Annotated in this window: 21 protein-coding genes; all 21 read right to left on the bottom strand. The window is 39.0% G+C overall.

Annotated features, from left to right (window positions below; genetic code table 11):
- Positions 1–645: BppU family phage baseplate upper protein (locus tag RV00_RS15155; RefSeq protein ID WP_249024114.1), on the bottom strand; the 645-nt coding region annotated here is incomplete at its 3' end.
- The gene (locus tag RV00_RS15150; RefSeq protein ID WP_071863398.1) at positions 646–1,695 is read right to left on the bottom strand and encodes a hypothetical protein; all 1,050 of its coding nucleotides are present in this window, start codon (positions 1,693–1,695) and stop codon (positions 646–648) included.
- Positions 1,695–2,714 carry a phage tail protein gene (locus RV00_RS15145; protein ID WP_071863397.1) on the bottom strand — a complete coding sequence of 340 codons (1,020 nt, stop codon included), beginning with the start codon at positions 2,712–2,714 and terminating at the stop codon, positions 1,695–1,697. Before RV00_RS15145 ends, RV00_RS15150 begins: the two co-directional genes overlap by 1 nt.
- A gap of 8 nt (positions 2,715–2,722) precedes the next feature.
- Positions 2,723–3,547, bottom strand: coding sequence for a phage tail family protein (locus tag RV00_RS15140; RefSeq protein ID WP_071863396.1), 825 nt, complete (start codon positions 3,545–3,547; stop codon positions 2,723–2,725).
- Positions 3,548–8,152: an aggregation-promoting factor C-terminal-like domain-containing protein gene (locus tag RV00_RS15135; protein WP_071863395.1), complete on the bottom strand. Its 4,605-nt coding sequence runs from the start codon at positions 8,150–8,152 to the stop codon at positions 3,548–3,550.
- A 17-nt stretch (positions 8,153–8,169) separates the two neighbouring features.
- Positions 8,170–8,799: a Gp15 family bacteriophage protein gene (locus RV00_RS15130; RefSeq protein ID WP_071863394.1), complete on the bottom strand. Its 630-nt coding sequence runs from the start codon at positions 8,797–8,799 to the stop codon at positions 8,170–8,172.
- Positions 8,800–8,804: 5 nt separating this feature from the next.
- Positions 8,805–9,254: a hypothetical protein gene (locus RV00_RS15125; RefSeq protein ID WP_071863393.1), complete on the bottom strand. Its 450-nt coding sequence runs from the start codon at positions 9,252–9,254 to the stop codon at positions 8,805–8,807.
- A gap of 61 nt (positions 9,255–9,315) precedes the next feature.
- Complete coding sequence (locus tag RV00_RS15120; RefSeq protein ID WP_211272402.1) at positions 9,316–9,552, bottom strand: Ig-like domain-containing protein; 237 nt, start codon at positions 9,550–9,552, stop codon at positions 9,316–9,318.
- Between the two features lie 20 nt (positions 9,553–9,572).
- Entirely contained in the window at positions 9,573–10,040 is a 468-nt protein-coding gene (locus RV00_RS15115; RefSeq protein WP_071863391.1) for a phage tail tube protein, read from the bottom strand.
- 12 nt (positions 10,041–10,052) lie between these two features.
- Positions 10,053–10,445 (bottom strand): phage tail terminator protein, encoded by a 393-nt coding sequence (locus tag RV00_RS15110; RefSeq protein ID WP_071863390.1) that lies wholly within the window; start codon positions 10,443–10,445, stop codon positions 10,053–10,055.
- Positions 10,445–10,780: a minor capsid protein gene (locus RV00_RS15105; protein WP_071863389.1), complete on the bottom strand. Its 336-nt coding sequence runs from the start codon at positions 10,778–10,780 to the stop codon at positions 10,445–10,447. Before RV00_RS15105 ends, RV00_RS15110 begins: the two co-directional genes overlap by 1 nt.
- Positions 10,780–11,127 carry a putative minor capsid protein gene (locus tag RV00_RS15100; RefSeq protein ID WP_071863388.1) on the bottom strand — a complete coding sequence of 116 codons (348 nt, stop codon included), beginning with the start codon at positions 11,125–11,127 and terminating at the stop codon, positions 10,780–10,782. Before RV00_RS15100 ends, RV00_RS15105 begins: the two co-directional genes overlap by 1 nt.
- Positions 11,124–11,519: a hypothetical protein gene (locus RV00_RS15095; protein ID WP_071863387.1), complete on the bottom strand. Its 396-nt coding sequence runs from the start codon at positions 11,517–11,519 to the stop codon at positions 11,124–11,126. Before RV00_RS15095 ends, RV00_RS15100 begins: the two co-directional genes overlap by 4 nt.
- A 38-nt stretch (positions 11,520–11,557) precedes the next feature.
- Positions 11,558–11,776, bottom strand: a complete 219-nt coding sequence (locus tag RV00_RS15090) for an Ig-like domain-containing protein (RefSeq protein WP_071863386.1) — start codon at positions 11,774–11,776, stop codon at positions 11,558–11,560.
- Positions 11,777–11,820: 44 nt separating this feature from the next.
- On the bottom strand, positions 11,821–12,693 hold the full coding sequence (locus RV00_RS15085; protein WP_071863385.1) for a hypothetical protein: 873 nt from the start codon (positions 12,691–12,693) through the stop codon (positions 11,821–11,823).
- An 18-nt stretch (positions 12,694–12,711) separates the two neighbouring features.
- Positions 12,712–13,287 carry a phage scaffolding protein gene (locus RV00_RS15080; protein ID WP_071863384.1) on the bottom strand — a complete coding sequence of 192 codons (576 nt, stop codon included), beginning with the start codon at positions 13,285–13,287 and terminating at the stop codon, positions 12,712–12,714.
- Between the two features lie 117 nt (positions 13,288–13,404).
- Positions 13,405–13,821 (bottom strand): hypothetical protein, encoded by a 417-nt coding sequence (locus RV00_RS15075; protein WP_071863383.1) that lies wholly within the window; start codon positions 13,819–13,821, stop codon positions 13,405–13,407.
- A gap of 54 nt (positions 13,822–13,875) precedes the next feature.
- Entirely contained in the window at positions 13,876–15,015 is a 1,140-nt protein-coding gene (locus tag RV00_RS15070; protein WP_071863382.1) for a phage minor capsid protein, read from the bottom strand.
- Between the two features lie 2 nt (positions 15,016–15,017).
- A complete protein-coding gene (locus tag RV00_RS15065; protein ID WP_071863381.1) occupies positions 15,018–16,577 on the bottom strand; it encodes a phage portal protein in 1,560 nt (519 codons plus the stop codon).
- Positions 16,571–17,896, bottom strand: a complete 1,326-nt coding sequence (locus tag RV00_RS15060) for a PBSX family phage terminase large subunit (protein ID WP_071863380.1) — start codon at positions 17,894–17,896, stop codon at positions 16,571–16,573. The genes RV00_RS15065 and RV00_RS15060 overlap by 7 nt, the downstream gene beginning before the upstream one ends.
- A complete protein-coding gene (terS, locus tag RV00_RS15055) occupies positions 17,862–18,569 on the bottom strand; it encodes a phage terminase small subunit (RefSeq protein WP_071863379.1) in 708 nt (235 codons plus the stop codon). The genes RV00_RS15060 and terS overlap by 35 nt, the downstream gene beginning before the upstream one ends.
- Positions 18,570–18,820: the final 251 nt, after the last annotated feature.

Raw genomic sequence — 18,820 nt, 5'->3', positions numbered from 1 at the left:
GATCACGTTTGCGGAACTTTCAGCTTTCGTGAATACATCATTGTCATCAATCTTTTTATTGATTTCATCGATACGAGCATTCAAATTCGTGTTAGCAGTTGTAATACTTTGTTCTAGCTGTGTGACTTTAGTTTTAGCTGTAGTAACGTCTGCAGTTAGACTATCAAGCAACGCTTTTGCTTCTGATTTAATTTCAGCAATTGACTCGTGATATTGCTCCATGATCTCTCCGAAACCTTGCCAGTAATAATCCTCTAATTCAGGCGTGTTCAAATCAATCGGGCTTCGCTTGATGTCAAAGGTAAAACGTCCAGCGGTATCTAATGAGCGTGAATCAGGCAATTCAATATAAATTGAACCAGTGACACGCCCGACATAGCCTAAAATATTGTCTTCTAAAACAATCGACACAATTCCGTTTATCGCATCTTCGATTATCGCATGATAAATGTGGCGGCCGCCAACAAAATCTAAGCAAATTGGAACAATTGTTCCTTCGGACAACGTTTGATTAACATAATCCTTTTGCAGTTGAAAAAGCATTTTCGCAGTGCCTTTATCATGCGACCAGAAAACGACTCCAGTTGTTATCGGATCAGTGGCTTCCGCTTGAATAACGATGATCTCTTGCTTTGTTTTAAACAATTACATCACCGTCCCCTTAGTAATAATTAAACCTGGACCACCTGTAACACTAAGATTTTTTGCATAAGTAGTTGAAGTAACATTATGAGAGATTATTCCACCAATCTGAGCCAGAAAGCCTGTTTCATTATCTTTACCACGCGAACCGCTTACCATTGTATTTGCTAGTTTTTCGCTTCTTAAAACAATTTTTTGATTAGCGACATAATCAGCCCCCCACATGTGGCAAGTGCTACCACCGCCAACATAGACCAAATTGAAATTAAAGGATTTCGTGTCTTCAATTGCTTTATACCCCCCCATTGAAAGATAACCTCCTTGATCAATTAGAAAACCATATTTTTTGTCATTAAAAACTGGCGCGTTGGCAGAATCGACAATTTGAATGTTTTGAACTAAGTAATATCCACTACATGCATAAAAAGCGATACTTCTCACCTTCACAGATAAATCTGTCACAGAACGGTCAACATCACCGGGATCTTTTATAGCTTTAATAGTGATGTCTGAGATCATTCTACTTATTGACACATCTTCTAAGTAAACACCTTCATCAATCCATATAGTGTTCGCTGCTGTGGAAATCAAGGGAATCATATTCACCGCCATCTGAATCGTCTTGAACGGCTTTTCCTCACTACCATTCCCATTTTTATCGTCTCCATTAGTAGCGGAAACGTATAAATCTAACGTTGCTCCATACGTCCCCATCAATTTGCCAATGCCATTATTCAGTTGTTCGAGCTGCAGTTGCTGATTCGCTTGAGTTAATCCTAGTTGTTCAACATCTGAATCATGTGTATTTTCAGTATCGAGCAAGCGTGCTGCTAGCGTAGAAAACGTAACTGCTTTATTGTTGACGCGCGCATCTACTACTTCATTCGGGGACTCACTACCACTATGCAAAACGAGGTTGTCGATTCGACTGTTCGTAGTATCTAGTTTTTGATCTTGATCATGAGCATTGCGATTTAGAATATCAACATTGTCGTTAAACGTTTTTTTCCACTCTGAAGAGATACGATTCTTAATAAGTTTGAGTAATTCCATCAAATCACTCCTTTCTTAGCGAGATTCGCTAGTATAGATGTCATTGTTTTCTTCGTATTTGATAGCGTGATTTCAGGCGGTTTGTTTGGCAACGCTGGATAAGTTGTCATACCCACTACTTCAATAGTTGTGTTGATATTCAAAGGCTCATAAATGAACGGGACCTTATCACCTTTATTCACGGATGTTGCCCATTTTATTGTTACGGTTCCTGAAATGTCAGGATAATCGTGTAGTTCTTGCTTCAAACGAGCAGTCATATTAGATGCAATCGTGTATCTTTCGTCTTCAATTGGATCTTGAATACGAATTCCCCATTTATCTGCTTCTGGTGACGTGTAAGTTATTGGACTAAATAAATATTTATCATTGTCGTCTTTTTTACCAGATCCCCGAATTTGAGTTTTCAATGCGAATGTATCGATATCAAACTTCACATCATCAGTATTGTATTTGTATCTGATTTGCTGCTCGGTAACTTTTCCATATGCTCCTTTAGGATAGAAGCGCAAGTATTTGTTGTCCGGAATAACGATTGCACCATAGTCAGTCAGCACCTCATTTATTAGATCTAGATAGTTCCCGTTGCCGAAGTTCTCTTGTTCCACCGATAAAAAAGTATTATCTACATCGATAACTTCCCAAAAAAAACCATTATTACCACTGCTAAAAATATGTGTCAGCAATTGTTTAATAGTTTTTGTACCTGTCAAAACATTGTATTGCCAACAATCCTGAATCGTGTAATAAATATGCGTTGCTGTTACATCTTTATAAACCTGTTCTCCTGAAGCATAGCTTGCCATTTGTTTAATCACGAAACACTGACCGTTCCAAATAACAAAGTTTTCGTAATCGATTAAATCGAACGTCATGCTATTTAAGTCAGATTTACATACAGTGAAACTGACTTCCCAAGTTTCATTTTCTTGCCAAGATTCAACAAAAGAATCCTTATCATAATCGACAAGGATTTCTTCTTTACTCTCTTCTAAATTTCTAACTAACAAATCAGTCATGATATCACCTACTTGTATAAATAACGAAAATCCCAAAAAGATTTAACGTTAGCTACATTTTGAATTTCTATTTCGTTGATCCCCTCGACTAGGGTGATTAATCCGTGATTTGTATCAATGCCCCGACTAACACCGTTTAGTTTCGGGTATACACGATCTAAAGTGACTGTTTGACCTAAATTTGTAGAAAATTCCGGATAGTAAATAAAACGTTCGCCTGTCGTCCTATTAAAAATCGTCGCATTGCCCAGCGACTCACCTTGTAAAGTTATTTTTAAATACACTTCTCTAGGATCTACAGGAAAACTTCCAGCGTTATAGATAGTAAAACGACTAGTTTCATGAGTATATTTGTAATCGTCATCTACAAGTCCCTGACTGAATTGCCATTCATTATTCAGACTGAAATCAGATAGCGTTGAGGTAATCGATTCAGCGTATCCTTTAAACACATTAAAAGATACAGTGAAATGAGACATGAAAAACGCTTTTCTTGTAACCGATATACTGTCTAAAGACACCGGATAACGTTTTCCCGGCTCTTTCGAATAGATGAAATAGTACTCAGCTTCTCGAGAAAACAATTCTCTCAACTCGGTTTCTCTTAAAACGAGATCGTCTAAAGTCCTGACCTTTAAATCAAAATCAAGCATGATTGGAAATGAATCAAATGAATGATTAACTAATCTTTGACCGATGGATCCTTGAAATGATGTGAATTCATTTTTGGGGACTGGCATTCCAATGACAATTGAAGCAACTTTAATATCATGATCATTCGTCAAACAGTAATCACAATCGCTAAATCTTAATAAGACATCTGTTTTTACCATCTAAGCCCTCCTTGCCGTATATAGCTTACGTTTTAAAGTTCCCGCATTCGTTTGATCAACTGAATGTCCAACTTGTTTTCCATCCAAAATACTGTTCACTTTGACTGGTCTTTCGTTAATCTTATTTATTAACTGATTTAAATCAGTTTGAGTCACAAAGCGACCGGTTGAGTTATTGTTTGAAGAATAGTTTTGAGCAGAAGGTGTTGGCTTATACTGTTCTCTAGCTGCTATCGCCTTTTGAATCAACAAATCAGCGCTGTCCTTGGCAGGGTTGATAATAAATTCCTTAGCATAATTAGGATCTTCACCGATCCATGCGAGAGTTGGTCTATCAACTTCACCGCCATTAGCATACCAATGATTAGCTCGCCAGAAATTCAATGCTCCATTTGCACCACCGTATCGTTCATTTACATAGTTTCGCATCCATTTCAACTGCGTGATTGGATTTGTGCGCCAATCTGAACCAGCGGAAGCTAACTTACTTGCTGGCAAAGATTGGGGTAAACCATACGCGCCGCTTCCTGGGTTTACAGCTTGTGGGTTCCAGCTCGATTCATGATTAACAATATAATCAATTGCCGCATATTCAGACGGACTGAATCCGGCCTGTTTCATCCAATTTTGATGACCACCGGTTGGTTTTACGTTTGTTCCTCCAGAATTCGAATTGCCATGATATATATCACCTGACCCCATCCGTCCAGAAATATGGACATGGTTGTCATGATCAGTTGATCCCCAAGGAACCCATTTACCAGAAGTACCTCCGTGCGTGTATCCCATGCGGTCCCGAACCATTCCGTTAGTGATTACATAGCCAACTTCTTTAGGAAATTTTTCGAATGCATAGTTAGCTGCTTTTGTGTAAAGAGGACTTAGTATAGCTCCAGGAATCGCGATATCAATAGCTTGATGTTGTCCATGATGGTATTGGTCTCCTGCTCGATATCCTGATGATACATAAAATCCATTGCCGAATTTCCCGATAACTTTTTGAGCTACCTTAACTAAGTAATCATAAACGCCATTTGCATTCATTGCACCGTCAAAACTACCGGAACTTCCAAATTCTTCTTGATACTTATCGAATAACGATTGAGCATATTTGATTACGTTGTCCTTAACCGTATTCAAGCCACCTTTAGCAACCTTGAATTCTGCTGAGTCTCCTAATGAGTCCAAAAACTTGGATATACCAAGCTTATCCGTGACAGTGTTGTAAAGTTTGTCGGCTCCATCAAAGACAAAGTCTTCAACATTTTCAGCCTTCTCTTTGACCCAATCCGCTATGTTGTTGATCGTTCCCCAAACACCATTTGCATGGGCTGGCAATCCTCTAGTCATAGATAAGAACTGTTTAGAGGCTTCGTGTGGGAGAATCGATGTTCCGGCCTGTAAAGGTCGGATTTCAGGGCCTTGAGAACCAACTGCAAAAATACCTTTAGCGGGATGGTGAGCTAATTCAAATCCTTCTTCACCAACTAGCGCAATTTCATCTTCTGTTAGACCGCTTGTACCTTTTGCGTGAGCACCCCATTTGGGAATTTTTCCCCATCCTTTATGCAATCCATTTAACAACCCGTTAATACCATCCACAATGCCATTCACAATGGATTTAAGGTTGGTTTGTAATCCTTTCCAAGAACCTTGTACTGTGCCGGTCTCATTTTGTGATGCTCCAATATGTTCTCGAGCCTGATCATTCGCTAATTTAACTACAGCTGTTTTTTGCTTTGTAATCTCGTCGCTGACTTTATCGTGCTGTTCTTTTGCTTTAGCAGTTACTTCTTTGTATTGATTTTTTGCAGCAGTATGAGTATCGTCGCGTTGCTTTCTAGCTTCTTTGACAACTTTTTCGTACTGTTCTTGAGAAAGAGTACCTGTTTCATCACGTTGACGTTTAGCTGCTTTAACAGTCTCTTTGTACTTTTTGTCAGCCGCATTAATAACATCATCACGAGTCTTTTTTGCTGGTTTGACAGATGCTTCGTAAAGTTTATCTGCCTCTTCTTGCGTCGCCTCTAAATCTTTAGCACTTAGCTTACCTTTTTTCTTGCGAAGTTGTTTAAGCAAATCTTCTTGTTCTTTTGCTCCGCTTTCGATTGCTTCGACAGCTTTCCCATTCATGGCAAATTGATCAGCAACATAATCCTTGACGAACTGTTTACGTAATTTATTAAGTTCTTTATTTTTTTGCTTTTCACTTTTGCTGGAATCATTCTGAATGCCTTCTACCTTTTTGTAGTATTCGTTGACGGTCGTCTGCATTTTTATGAGCGCATCTTTTTTACTTTTCTTGGAAGCATCGTTATTTTTTTGTTCTTTCTTGAGAAGTTTATCCGCTTCTTCCCTTGTCATAACGCCTTGCTTAACAAGCAAATCTAAATCTTTTTTAGATTGTTTTTGCTTCTTTTTGTAGTAACCATCGATGTCTTTGCCCATTTCTTCAAAAAGTTTATCGGATTCTTTTTTTGCTTTCTTAGTGCTTTTAGGGTCAATACCCATGTCGACAAGAAGTGCTTTATTTAGCTTTTTGATTTCTGGAGCGATTTTTTTATTTATTTTTTTCTCATCGATTTCAATTTCGATTTTAGCCTTGGTTTTTTTTACTTTAGGCTTCAACGGTTTTCCATTCAGAGATTCTTGCAAGCTGCCAACAAAGCCACTACCAAATTTCGATCCGGCAAACTGTCCTGCAGCGCCGCCTAATACGGTACCTATTGCGGTACCAATTCCTGGCGCTATCATCGTACCGATCGCCGCGCCTAATTTAGCACCACCAAGACCGCCGCCGATACCGCCTAAAAATCCTCCAGTTTTTTCTCCTGTAGATCCTTTTTTGAAAAGCTCTGGTACACTTGCTAGCACGCTTATAACCGGCGTTAACTTAGCCAGTCCTGTCACTAAAGATCCTAATTTCGCTGCAACGCCTGCTCCACCAACAGCGGCAGGCGCTACAGTAGCTGCCGTCTCCGTAACTGTTTGTGTTACTCCTGCTTTAGCAGTGTTTCCAAATCCTCCGCTTAAAAAACTGGTTGCTTTTTCGACTGCAGTAAATTCAAGTAGAGATTTACGAGCTTGATTGATCATCGAAATGAATTCAAAACCTTTTTTCACTGCGAACATAGTCACAAGTGCTTTACCCAGTAATTCAACTTTATCTTTATTGTCGGCTAGGTTTTCAATGATTTTATCCACCTGTTTGAGAGGATCTTTGATTTTCTTTGTATTATCATCGATCAAACCGAACATATCTGCGACGGCAAGGAGAATATCCTTTCCTTGCTCCCAAGCGCCAGAAATCAATGCACCGGCTAAATCTTTAACGTTCCCTGTGATATTTCCAATCGTCGACTTGTTTTTGTCCAGATAAGAAAAGACGTCAGAAACATGTTGGAATAACCCGACAACAGAATCAGATGCGCCGTTGATTATACCTGTAAGCTTATCTTTACCTAAATGCTTAATAATATCATTAATTCCGCCAACGATATTCGCTTGTAAATTTCCAATTGCGCCTTCAAAAGTTGTAGTTGTTTTAGCGGCTTGAATTGCGCCATCGTTCATTCCTAGTTTAGTAATCGCTTGGTTAAACTCATCAGCAGAAATCTCGCCTTTTTCCATTGCATCACGGAAATTGCCTGTGTATGCACCGTTATCGACCATCGCTTTTTGTAACACGCCTGATGCACCAGGTATTGCATCTGCCAACTGATTCCAGTTTTCAGTAGTAAGTTTCCCTGCCCCAGCTGTTTGGGTAAGCATCATTGCTACTGCCTTGAAAGTCTCAGCACTCCCGCCAGCTTGAGCATTCAAGTTACCTGCTGCTTTAGTTAATTCGGTATAATTTTTAATACCGTTTGCCGCTAATTGAGCAGTTGTGTTAGAAACCGTAGAAAGGTCATATACAGTATCATCTGCATATTTTTGTACAATTTTAGTCGCTTCGTTGATCTCTTTTTCACCAAATCCACCTAGTTTCATAGTGGATTTAAATTTATCGATTGAGTCAGAAGCTTCTACAGATTCACCAATTAATTCACTAAAACTACCAGTGATTACTTGAATTGCACTTGAAGCAACTCCAGCAATTGCACCAATAGAAAGCTTGTCCTTTAAGCTCATATACTTCGATTCTGTTCGTTCAGCAGTTTCCCCAAGTTCTTTTGTTTCAGACTTTGCTTGAGTGGCATCAGCATTCAAAATAGTTTCTTTTTGTTTAGGTATTTCACTAATACCTTCTTTAGTTGCTTTGATCTTTAAGCTAGCGCCATCGTTATCAGCTTTTAATTCTGTAATCTTGCTTTTGGGGATATCCTTCAAGAACGCTTTGGTTTCTTTGACATCCCTTTCCGCATCTGAATTATCGGCCTTAATAGTGAACTTAACTGGTTTATCAAGAGTTTGATCAACATCATTTTTCATGGATTTAGCAATTGTTTCAATTTTTGCTGTCTCACTTTTGAACGAGTCGTCAATCTTTGATCCAGTATTCATACCTAGCTTAGTCAAAACATCATCCACAAAAGAAACATCGTTCTTGAATTTAGGTAAATTAGCCAGCATGACATCAATGTTAATCGTTGCATCTGCTCCCATGTATGTACCTCCTCTCCTTATTTATTTGATTGTGCTTGAGCAGCTAACATATCGAACATGCTGCCTAATTGATTATCTAAGTTATCCACAGTTTTTTCGGACTCCAAAGCATAATACTGTTGCAACTCCAAAAGATTTGTCAGTGATTCTCCTTCTAATCCAGCAACACTTCTTGAGCGAATAGATAAGATGCGTTGAAAGTGTGTTTTCTCACTCAATCCAGCCAGTAACGCTTTGAACGTTAAGTAGTGCATCTTTCCTCTTTGAGTCAGCAAATCGATTCCATAATCCGCAAAAAAAGACGCATAGATTGCACCAGCATCTTGTGAGTACGAATATAGTTTTTCTGGTTGCCCGTCAGTCTCGAATGATCCATCGCTTTCAGAATTGCCATAAGCATTTTTTTGAATGTAATTGCTGATATCTTCAACAAATTTACTTTTTTGATCAAAACTAAATCGTTTAGCAAGGATATCGTCACCAAAATAAAAGAGGTCAAAGGCTTTATATATCTTTTCAAAAGCTTTGAGGTTGTTATCTTCTAACAACTCATAGAATTTCAGAACGGTGTCAAAAGAAAGATCGATTGGTATTTCAATATCATCAATCAAGATGCTTGTCTCTAAATCATCAATTAAATCAAACAATCAGATCACTTCTTTTTATCATTTTTGTGGCGGTTACTGTAATGTTTATCAGCTGTTTTCTTTCGTTCGACCATTACCTTATCCAGTTCTGCTTGAATCAATCCGATAACTGTGTTCAGAACTTTTGTGCTTGAACCATAAAATTCATAAACACGTCTGCCTTCTCCTTCACCTAAAACTGCATCTAACGTAGCTAAGGCGCTATCTCGCATTGATTCAATTTCATTTTGAGTAAATGATTTATACTGATCTGCTGTAGCTGTTTCTGTATCGTCCATTTTCTCTAACTTAGAAGCCATGTCTCGCAGTTGGACAGATACTTCAATGTTTGTATAGTTAGCTAATGCTTGATCGACCTCATCTGAAATAATGACATCGTAGTCTTGACCCGCAATTCGTAATCGTTTAGTTAGTGATAACTTTTCATCTAAATTGATAATATTGTTAATAGCCATTCGTTTTCCTCCTAATAACCAGAGGCTTCACAGCCTCTGGTTATAACATTCTCAATCTTTTTTATACAGCTGTAACGGTTACTGTGCATTTAGCAGTTTTGCTTGCAGTAGTTGTTGTTGCTGTAATATCTGCTTTGCCCTCTTTAACAGCTAATACTTTACCAGCTGTATCAACAGTGGCTACTGCTATATCGCTAGATTTCCAAGCAACAGTTTTATCAGTTGCCGTTGATGGTGTAATGGTAGCTGTTAAGGTTTCGTTTGCCCCAACCGCAAGTGAAGTTGTCGTTTTATTCAACGCTACACTGGCAGGGCTAATTACTTTCCCACTGTTTCCGATTTAGGCTTGCCGTTGAATGCCATTGTGAAGCTGAACGTTTGCTTAGCATTAGCTGCGCCACCAAAAGGTACGATAGCCGTCAGTGTAACGACCGCTTGAACTTTGTTGCCTTTGGCATCCGTCCATTGAGCCAATGTGCGTAATTCATCACCAATTGATATAAACTTAGTAGCGATATAATCTTGTGCAGCATCTCCAAATACACGATGGCCAGCACATGCGAATGTGATGTTTTTACCAGTTACAGTAGAGTCAGTGAATCCTCCACCATCGTAGTAAGCAGAAGCGTCAATAGTATCTGCTGCTGCTGGAGTGATAGTTGTGATCCCTGCTGCTAATGGTGCGAACTCAGCTGATGAGATTTTATCTAAATCTGTACTTCCTGAAGTGTCGATTTCCAATTTGTTTTTAAAGTTTAGTAAAAATTCTTTACTATTTTCTGCCATTTAAATTTCCTCCTAATTTTTGAATTGATGAATGGTAATTTTGATGCCTAATAGATAAGTTGAGTTCCCTTGCACGTCCTGTTCGCTAACAAAAGGAGTCTCACTTATTTCGATACCTAAAAAGACGAAGCTCCCATCTTCTGATTTCAGAGTTGAGAGTTCGTCCAAATGATTTGATATGAGCCAAAGCGTTTGATTGGCTTTTTCTTGGTCTTTCGTGTTAAATCCGACTTCATAGAGCATTTCTCGTTCTTTCGTGCCGTTAAAGTATTCTTCGACTGTACGACTGCCCGGCATTGAATAGACGCAAAGCGTATCTTCGCCGTTTAAGAAACCCATTGAGCACGGCATTGGGAGACCTTGAATAGAATCTATCGAATCAGATAATCGTTCCCATAAATCCACTACAAGTTCCCCCCTTTGATAAACGCTCTACGCCAATCATCCATGTGATTCGCTTTTGCTCTAAGATCCCAACGTCTGCTAGTACCGGGAGTGGTGTAGTTTCTGACTCTACTCCCATTAACAAACCCTCTAAACTGCGCTTGTGCATACGGCACTGCATACGTGATTCGGTTCTTACTCACAAATGATTTGTCTCTTAAATGCCCATGACGTTTTGGCGCATATAAGTTCATGTCTGGATGCATTTGAGCAGTCATGTAGTACAGCGCTGAATTGATATTCATCACAGATAACTTGCGATCGACACCGTTTTTCTCAACTTTCACATGTAGCATTACAGCACCTCCAGCTCATATGAATAAACTTCATTGCTGTAAGGATTGCGGTTATCAACGATTGTTGTGATAGTGTAAGTCTCACCCTCAAAATCAATCTCTGAACCAACATGTTTCTTAGTTATTGTTGGCATTGGATCCGATACGCCCCCAAATAAAAAAGCGATAGCGTTTGCTACCACTTGCCGATTGTTGTTACTTCCGCTGTAAACTGTTTGAGGTTGAAAAATCATGTGATTAATCGTGATTGGTTCAGAAAAGACAGGTTTTTGCCATTTGTCATGACCATCTAGCAACCTCAAAGTAATTGACTGGTTACAAAGTTCTTTTGGCATTAAAGGAATCATCGATAGTCAACTCCTTTATAAAGCAAACCTGTATAGATCAATTCGTTATAAGCCTCTGTTGCAACCATCGTTCTGCCAACTGTTGCTGCATTAGTATTTCCTGATTCAATACGCATACGACCGACACTAACACTGGCAGGAGAAGCACTTAAAATCTCTGATAATGATGTAACTCCAACTGACTTCAAATATTCAATTTGGACAGCCATTGCGATTTTGAACTTATCCACTCGATATTTGAATGTGTCATCAGCTAAAGAATGTCTCATATAAAAATCGCCTGTCACTCGATTAAGTTGACGCGCAGCACATTTTTCTAAGTCATCAAACTCCGAAACTGATACTTTGTTGAATCCTGATTTTAGATATTCCTCATGCGTAAGATAGCTCATAACTGCCTCCTTTCAATTAAAAAAGGATAGCTACTAAACTATCCTTCGCTTGGTGCATTTACTGTGATTTCACAAGTAGCTGTTTTTCCATTTGTGGTTGTCGCTGTGATTGTTGCAGCACCCGCTTTCACAGCAGTCACTTTCCCTTGAACAGGTGTTACTGTTGCGGTTGCCTCATCGCTTGAACTGTATTTAACTGATTTGTCCGTTGCATCAACTGGCGCTACAGTAGCAGATAATGTTTCTGTGGCGCCCACCGCAAGCGTTGGTTTTGTTTTATTTAAGGTTACGCCAGATGGGTCTACCCTTTTGGGACTAAAGAGACAGATACGCCGTCTTTTTGTTTTTCTTTAATAAAGCAGTCATGATACAAACGATTTTGGTACAAGTAGCCATCCCCTTGTGAATGTTCGCCCGGTGCAAATAAGAAGACAGTATTTTCTTTGACGATTGGGATAACTGCTTGTTTAGCGACAACTAAGATATTGACGTCTTTTGCATCAGAGGTAGCAACGTATCCATCTGAAAAATTGTATTTCGTTTTAAAACGAGTATCGTCCCAAACTTCGACTAGCAACACACCGTCAAGAGAAGTAACACGGGATTCTAAAGCAGTCTGTCCAACGTTTTGATTGGTAATGCTGCGAGTGAACTCAGTAGATCGTTCTAGTGCATCCATTACCGTTGTTGATACAAACGCTACTAGGTTTTGCGGGCCGAATTTACGCACTGGTAAAATAGCAGCTTTAATTGCAGAATAAGCATTTTTATCAGTAATTGTTTCTTCCTTAGTCTTGCCTGCCCCAGTTGCTAACGTAGAGAAACGATAAGCATCAATTTCAGGTTGAACGTGTTCTGTAATAAATACATTTGAGATGTTAGCTACTGCCAAATCTTGATTTGTTTCGTCAACGTCTTGTTTATCAATGTAAAATTCAACGTCACGATCTTGTCCCATTGTATAAACTTTTTTGTCATTTCCATAAGTACCACTGTTAAATCCTTTGTTGCGTGTGTGGTTTTTTAAACCAGAAGTTGAAATAGTAGTCAATGTAAATGATTTACCACCGTTTACTAATTCTACTTGCGGAACACCTAAGATCGTCGTTAACAATCCTTGAGTGATCTTCTGATCGAAAATCCCATTGTCTTTTGTAATGTAATTAATTGTCATATTTTATTCCCTCCGAATTTAATTTTTGTTTGGCATAATTCCTAATGCTTTAGCGAAAGCATCTTCTTCAACGTTTTGCGCAGAACTAGCATTCCCAGAAAAGGTAGCCTTCTTGCCGTCGGGATTAAGTGGAACCTGTTCAGATTTGCCAAATAAATAACCGTCGCTTTCTTTAAGCGCGGCCAGTTGGTCATCTAATCCTTTTAATCCATCCTCTGCTAGTTCCAGTGACTCGCCATCTAATAAGGCTTTAGCAGCCTTAATGTTTTTAGCTCCAGCTTGAGTTAGAGCTAAGTCGATTGCTGATGATTTCTTAATATCTGCAATCTGTTGTTCAGAATCGGTTTTGTTTTGGTCAAGACGCGTTTGTAAATCAGTCACTTGCTGCTCTAAATCTTCGTTACCTTTAGACTTTGCTTTAAAGTCATCAAGCTCACTTTGATTTTTGTCTAACTGTTCTTGATACTGAGTCGCTTGCTGTTCCGCGGTAGACACCTTGCTGTTCAGTTCGTTTACAGTTACGCCGTGTAAAGCCATTACTGATCCAATCTGTTCGTCTGTTAAACCCAATTCTTTTAATTCTTCTCGTTTCATTTCATTCATCCTTTCGTTGTTTAACGAGGCTACGCCCTCGATGGATTGAACAGTTTAACGCCGTATTCAGGGCAAAATAAAAAGCCTTATCGCTGGCCAGCGAGATTATGGATCACCTCAATCTGCAAGTTTTATTTGCTTGTACAACATAGTTCCTTCTCCAAAATCCTTTAATTCAAAACCTTCACGAAGTAAAAAGCGTTTGTAAATGCGTCCGCGCCTATTATCATCCCAACAAACTTGAATGTAGGCAGGTAACGGATTTGTTAAGTATTCACTAGCATAAGCTTCAAAATCACGTATCTTCTTCAACGCCCAGATAAACGGATCTACTCCGTCCTTTCCGGTCTGATGGAGTGTATTGCTTGAGATTTGTTTTCGTTTCTTATAAACATTCAAGAAAACATTTGCTACACAGACATTGCTTAAATCAGACATTTCAAATTCAATTTGAACAGTCATCCCGCTCGGCAAACGTTTTTTTTCAATAACGGTTAGATACCCTTCATCATCTCTGTATGCTTCGAATGACACTAGATTCACTTCCTATTTGTTCGATAGTCAATTTTTTAAAAGACATAAATCCTTTCAGTCTGAATAAACCTGTTCTCTACTGTAATCACGGACCAAGAACTCATTGTCATTAATAAGTTCTCTTAATTGTTTCTGCTTGTTAGAAATCACTTGCTTACACATCTGAACAGTTTCAGGATCTTCCAATTCTAACGCCGCATTCATACGTTTCTTCTGATAGCGAATATCACGCTCAAGCTTACGCTGTTTTTGTTGTATTTCAGCATTTTCTTGCGCTTCCTCTGGATTATATTGTGGCTGATTGTTTGTATTCACATCCGGTCGCCCGGGATAAAGAATATGTTTGCAACCAATTCCTTGCGTTCCATCCGGGTCCCCGTAGCCGTGATCATAGATTGAGGGTAAATGTTTGAATTCATTCGGCGCTTTACTCTTTGGAACAACTAATACCCAGTCACCTTGAATTGTCGCACACGCTTTTCTAGCAGATGGATGACTACTCATTAATGCAGTAACGCATTCAAAGTCCTCCATACGCTGTAAACGTAGGTCGTTGAACGTTCGATGTGAAGACGACTGAACAACCATCCTAGAATAAGCTTCCATTGACCACTCGCGACCTGCCCTATCGACAAACCCCGATTTAATACCCATATCAACCATCTTATACACGTTATCTCTAACGGCTTGCTCGTGCGTTTTAAGCCCCGTCATGGATTCTAGGGTAGATTGCTTAATAATTGCTTGATAAGCTCGCATAACCGCATTCTCGTTGAAATTAGTAGTGATTAGTGTTTGGTTAACGTTGTTGTTCATGTCGGTAAAGGTCTGTCGAATAAACGAATCCAGTATCTTACTGATATCATCTGAAACCGGTACGCTCCTATGGACCATTCTTTCTAATTCACGGTCAACTTCATCGACTATCTTCACGCCATTACCTTTGATCAGTTGCTCAATAGCCTTTTGAGTCTCGCCGGTGTACTGAGCTAACAATTCGATTACCTTATCGTTAAGTACGCCCATTTTCGATAGTTGCTTAGCCTGCCAAAGCAATACGTCCTCTTTATCAACCTTCTCGAATCGAGATTGCTTCAATGCTTTGATAATTATGTTGAAGATACGATCCTCAAGCTCCGAATAGACGTTTACAATTGAAGTAGCTGAATCATTCATTTTATCTGGTGTAATCATGATCAATCACCCAAATCAAATAAAGCGTCTTGTCTGCGTCGCTCATCTGTTCCAGCTTCAGGGGCGTCATTTTTGAGGTCTTCCATCCACTCCGCTAGCTCTTCTTCATTCAAGTTGTAATTGCGGATAAGGAATTGCTTTCTCGGCATCACGCCAGCAGTTACCGCCTTCAAATCATTTTCTAGTTGCTGATTACGATCTACAAAAAGTCCATCTTCGAAACTGACCGAAACCGAATAACTATCATAATTTATTGAAAATAGAGGACTTCCGCTTTCAAATAACTCTTTATATCCTGCAAGCTCAAAAATAGAGTGGATCATTTCGTTGATTACTTTTTCAACCATCGTTAAATAGCTTGAGCGTGTTTGATAAGTCATAGAATTGTTCGAAACGATCTCAGTGGCCGTTTTAATGCCGTCATCTGCATAATTCATTGATCCAACCGATAAACCAACTTGAACTTCGAACTCCTTAATAAGGTGGCTAATAGCATCTTTATATTGAATTGTTCTAATCGGCGTCGTGATGTCTTTTACGCCAATATTTTCAGCGCCATATACACCAGCGAACACGTTCTGATCCGTATCAAACATAGGTGGATGTGATTCATCTGTCTTAAGAAATTCCGCAGGAACAACTACCCTTCGCTGTCCTAGTTGTATTTCCCAAGCAAACTGGTCATGGGTTGTGTTGATCGTATCGAGAATTTCCTTCGAATTATCTACAATCCCAGCACCTAAAGGACTTTCCAACGATTTGTTGTTAGCACCTGGTGTTCTAAAATAGGCAAACAACGGGCGTTTTAGGCCATCTAGCGTAACTGTTTCAGCTAAATCAGGATAAATTATTGCTAACGGCACCTGCTTTCCAACGATGCTATCATTGTCGGATTTATAAAGCTCATTGCTGATCACGTATTTATCATTCTGCCACTCGTGAAACTCAAGTAACGTATAATAATAATTAGTGTCGCCTTCAGTTCGAACTAACTTAGTAGCAATTGCGCACTCGCTTACTTCATTCGTATTTGAGCGCAAGGGATAGAATTGATCAGCTCGAATCCATGAGATTTTAATTTTATCTCCATCGATATATGGACGCATGGCAAATCCGCCTGCAGCGATCCCCTTTTCAAGGTTAAGCTCAAATAAGTTGTAAAAATTATTTTCGTAAAGTGTTTGATCTAAAAAATCTATTGCAGTTTGAAGTTCTTTAGATGTCTCTTTTTGTTCATCTATATCATTCAAAGTTACCTTGCATTTTTCATTAAAAATAATGCTCGCCAGACGTCTCGAAGCTGTTTTTGTAACGTTTAAAGATTTAAATTCACGCTTTTGAGTATGTCCGAACGACGTTCGATACTCTACGTCAGGAAACAAATTTGCGTAATACTTAAAGTTTTCCGCAATGCGATCGTATTCCCTTGAATCAATGCCGATTTTCGGGTGATCAGTCACCTTAGCGATATCTTTGCCAGCAAAACTCATGTTCACGCCATCAACTCCTCTCTTGAATATATTTTTAATCGTTTGGATTACTCCCATGTTCTCACCTACCATTTCAAATCTAGGTCGTTTAAATTATCCTTAACAAAATATTGGAATTGGTCACACGTGTGGTCGCCTACTTTAATTACTTTTGGATCATCGGACTGCAACGTGTCTTCATCCCAACGATAATCACGATGCTCTTTGATGAATATTTTATTGGCTTCTGTGTCCAAATAAAAAAACCTACCTTGTGCAAGTAAGTTTTGAACATAATCGATCATATCCACTTTTTTAGCTTTCGCTACCGCATGTAGACTTGTGCCGTAGTCTTTATAATACTGGTTTTTTAAAGCTCCTTCTGCCGAATCTATAGTAAGTTTATAAGCAAATTTATTGTAGTCGGACTGACATTTCTCAACAAAATTATGGATATCTCTTGCCAATTCATCCGGTGCTTTCTTATTTACTTTGCCTTCAGGCGAATAGTAATAAGTATCTAGAAGAATAACGTTCTTTTTCCTTGTAATAGCATAGCAACCACATGTTGTAGCTGATATCTGATGCCCACTATCAATTGAAAAACCTATTTGAGTAATATAATCATCATCCGGCATCTTATCTAGCCGATGGAAATGATCCATGTTGTAGATATGCGTGCCTAAGCCGATTACTTCACCAAGATACAGCCACTTGTAATAGTCTTCGTCATTCTTGCGGTAAGTCTCTATTAGTTTAAGTTGCTGCAGATCAGTAAAACCTAATTCATCATCTAAGTAAGTTGAATGGTCTACTAAGTGATCATCGAGTTCTTTAGATTTTTCTACCCATTCATTAACCCAATCGTATGGATTCTTTGGTGGGTTCCATGAATAGTAAACTTTTACTTGGTCCACATACTTAGAGCGCTGACGGATAAATGTAGCGTTGGTTTGGTCAAATACTTCACTGCTCTGAAAATTAGCAGCTTCTTCATACCACAATGAGATAATATCTCCTATCGCATTAGATTTAAGCTTCAAAGGATCATCGACGCCATAGAAGTAAAACGCCGATCCAGTCCTCTTATGAATAATAGTCAACGGTGACATTCGATATCTGAACTCATTTGCAACGCCCAGCATATTCAAAGCCCATTTGATTTGAAGATAAACCGCATCACGTAAATACTTGTGCTGGCTCATCATGCATACTACATTGACCTTATGCTTTGCTTGCGTGTGCTTTTTCATCTCAGTCGCTAGCTTTAAACTGATAACTGATGATTTAAAAGAACCACGTCCGCCCTTCATTAAGATATAAGGGCGTTTTGTGTGCCACATCTTATAAAAATGAGGATTAATCATTCTAGTAAGTTTAATCTGAGGCTTCTTCTTGGCTTGTATCGCCATTTGAATCAACCTCGCTTTCGATTAATGGGATATCATCAACAATCACGGTTTGTTCTTCTGACGGATCGTAATCATCATCTAACTGTTTCAATTGGGCTTTCGCTAAATCGACTTGAGTATTCATTAATTCGAGTTTCTTACGTCGCTCATCTTGTTCGTCGGCAATTGCTACGAACTGTTTAATAAGGTTAGCCAGCGTACTCATAGCACGCGATTGAGCGTTCATAAAGTTCGCTTGTTTATCCCAAGCGTATTGAATAGCATATTCTTCCGAACTACCGCTTTCGCTTGAAGACCATTTAGATACTTCTTTCGAAAGATCGCCATCATAAACATACATAATTTTTTGTGCCCTGATGATCGCTGTGTATTGAATCATAATATTATTCCAAAGGATATCCTCTGGTTTAGAAGTTGCAACCTCGTTCATGATCTCTAAGGTTTCTTCCGGCAGCCAATTAGCAAACAACCCATGTGTAACAGCATTCTTATTGCTTTCTGGAGCTCCTTTATTGTTTGGAATAGTTGCATCCTTGGTTGCAACCTTTTCTTTAGACCAATGTCGAGACTTCCAAGTTTTTACTGTGCTGATTGATACATTATATTTCTCGGCAATCTCTCGATATTTCAGCCCTTTTTGATAATCCTCAAAAGCTTGTTCGTATTTCTTCACATGTGACACCACCCCGCTAACGCAACATTTGTTTTGTAAAACAAAAAAAGACCGCCGAAGCGATCTTAGTTATGTATTAGGCGGCACAGTGAGATTTATAAGAAAGGAGTTTTCACTTCCTTATCTTTTATTTTTGGTTGTGCCGCCGTATTTAAGATTGTAGAAATCGAGAAAGGAAGCTGTTCACCTCCTTCTATTTTATGGGTTATGTGAGTAGCCCATAAATTTTTGACAACTCTCTATATCAACAG

It is taken from the genome of Enterococcus devriesei, assembly GCF_001885905.1.
GTDB classification, from domain to species: Bacteria; Bacillota; Bacilli; order Lactobacillales; family Enterococcaceae; genus Enterococcus_A; species Enterococcus_A devriesei.
The sequence above is the reverse complement of the archived record's forward strand: the minus strand, read 5'-3'. Positions and strand labels throughout refer to the sequence as shown.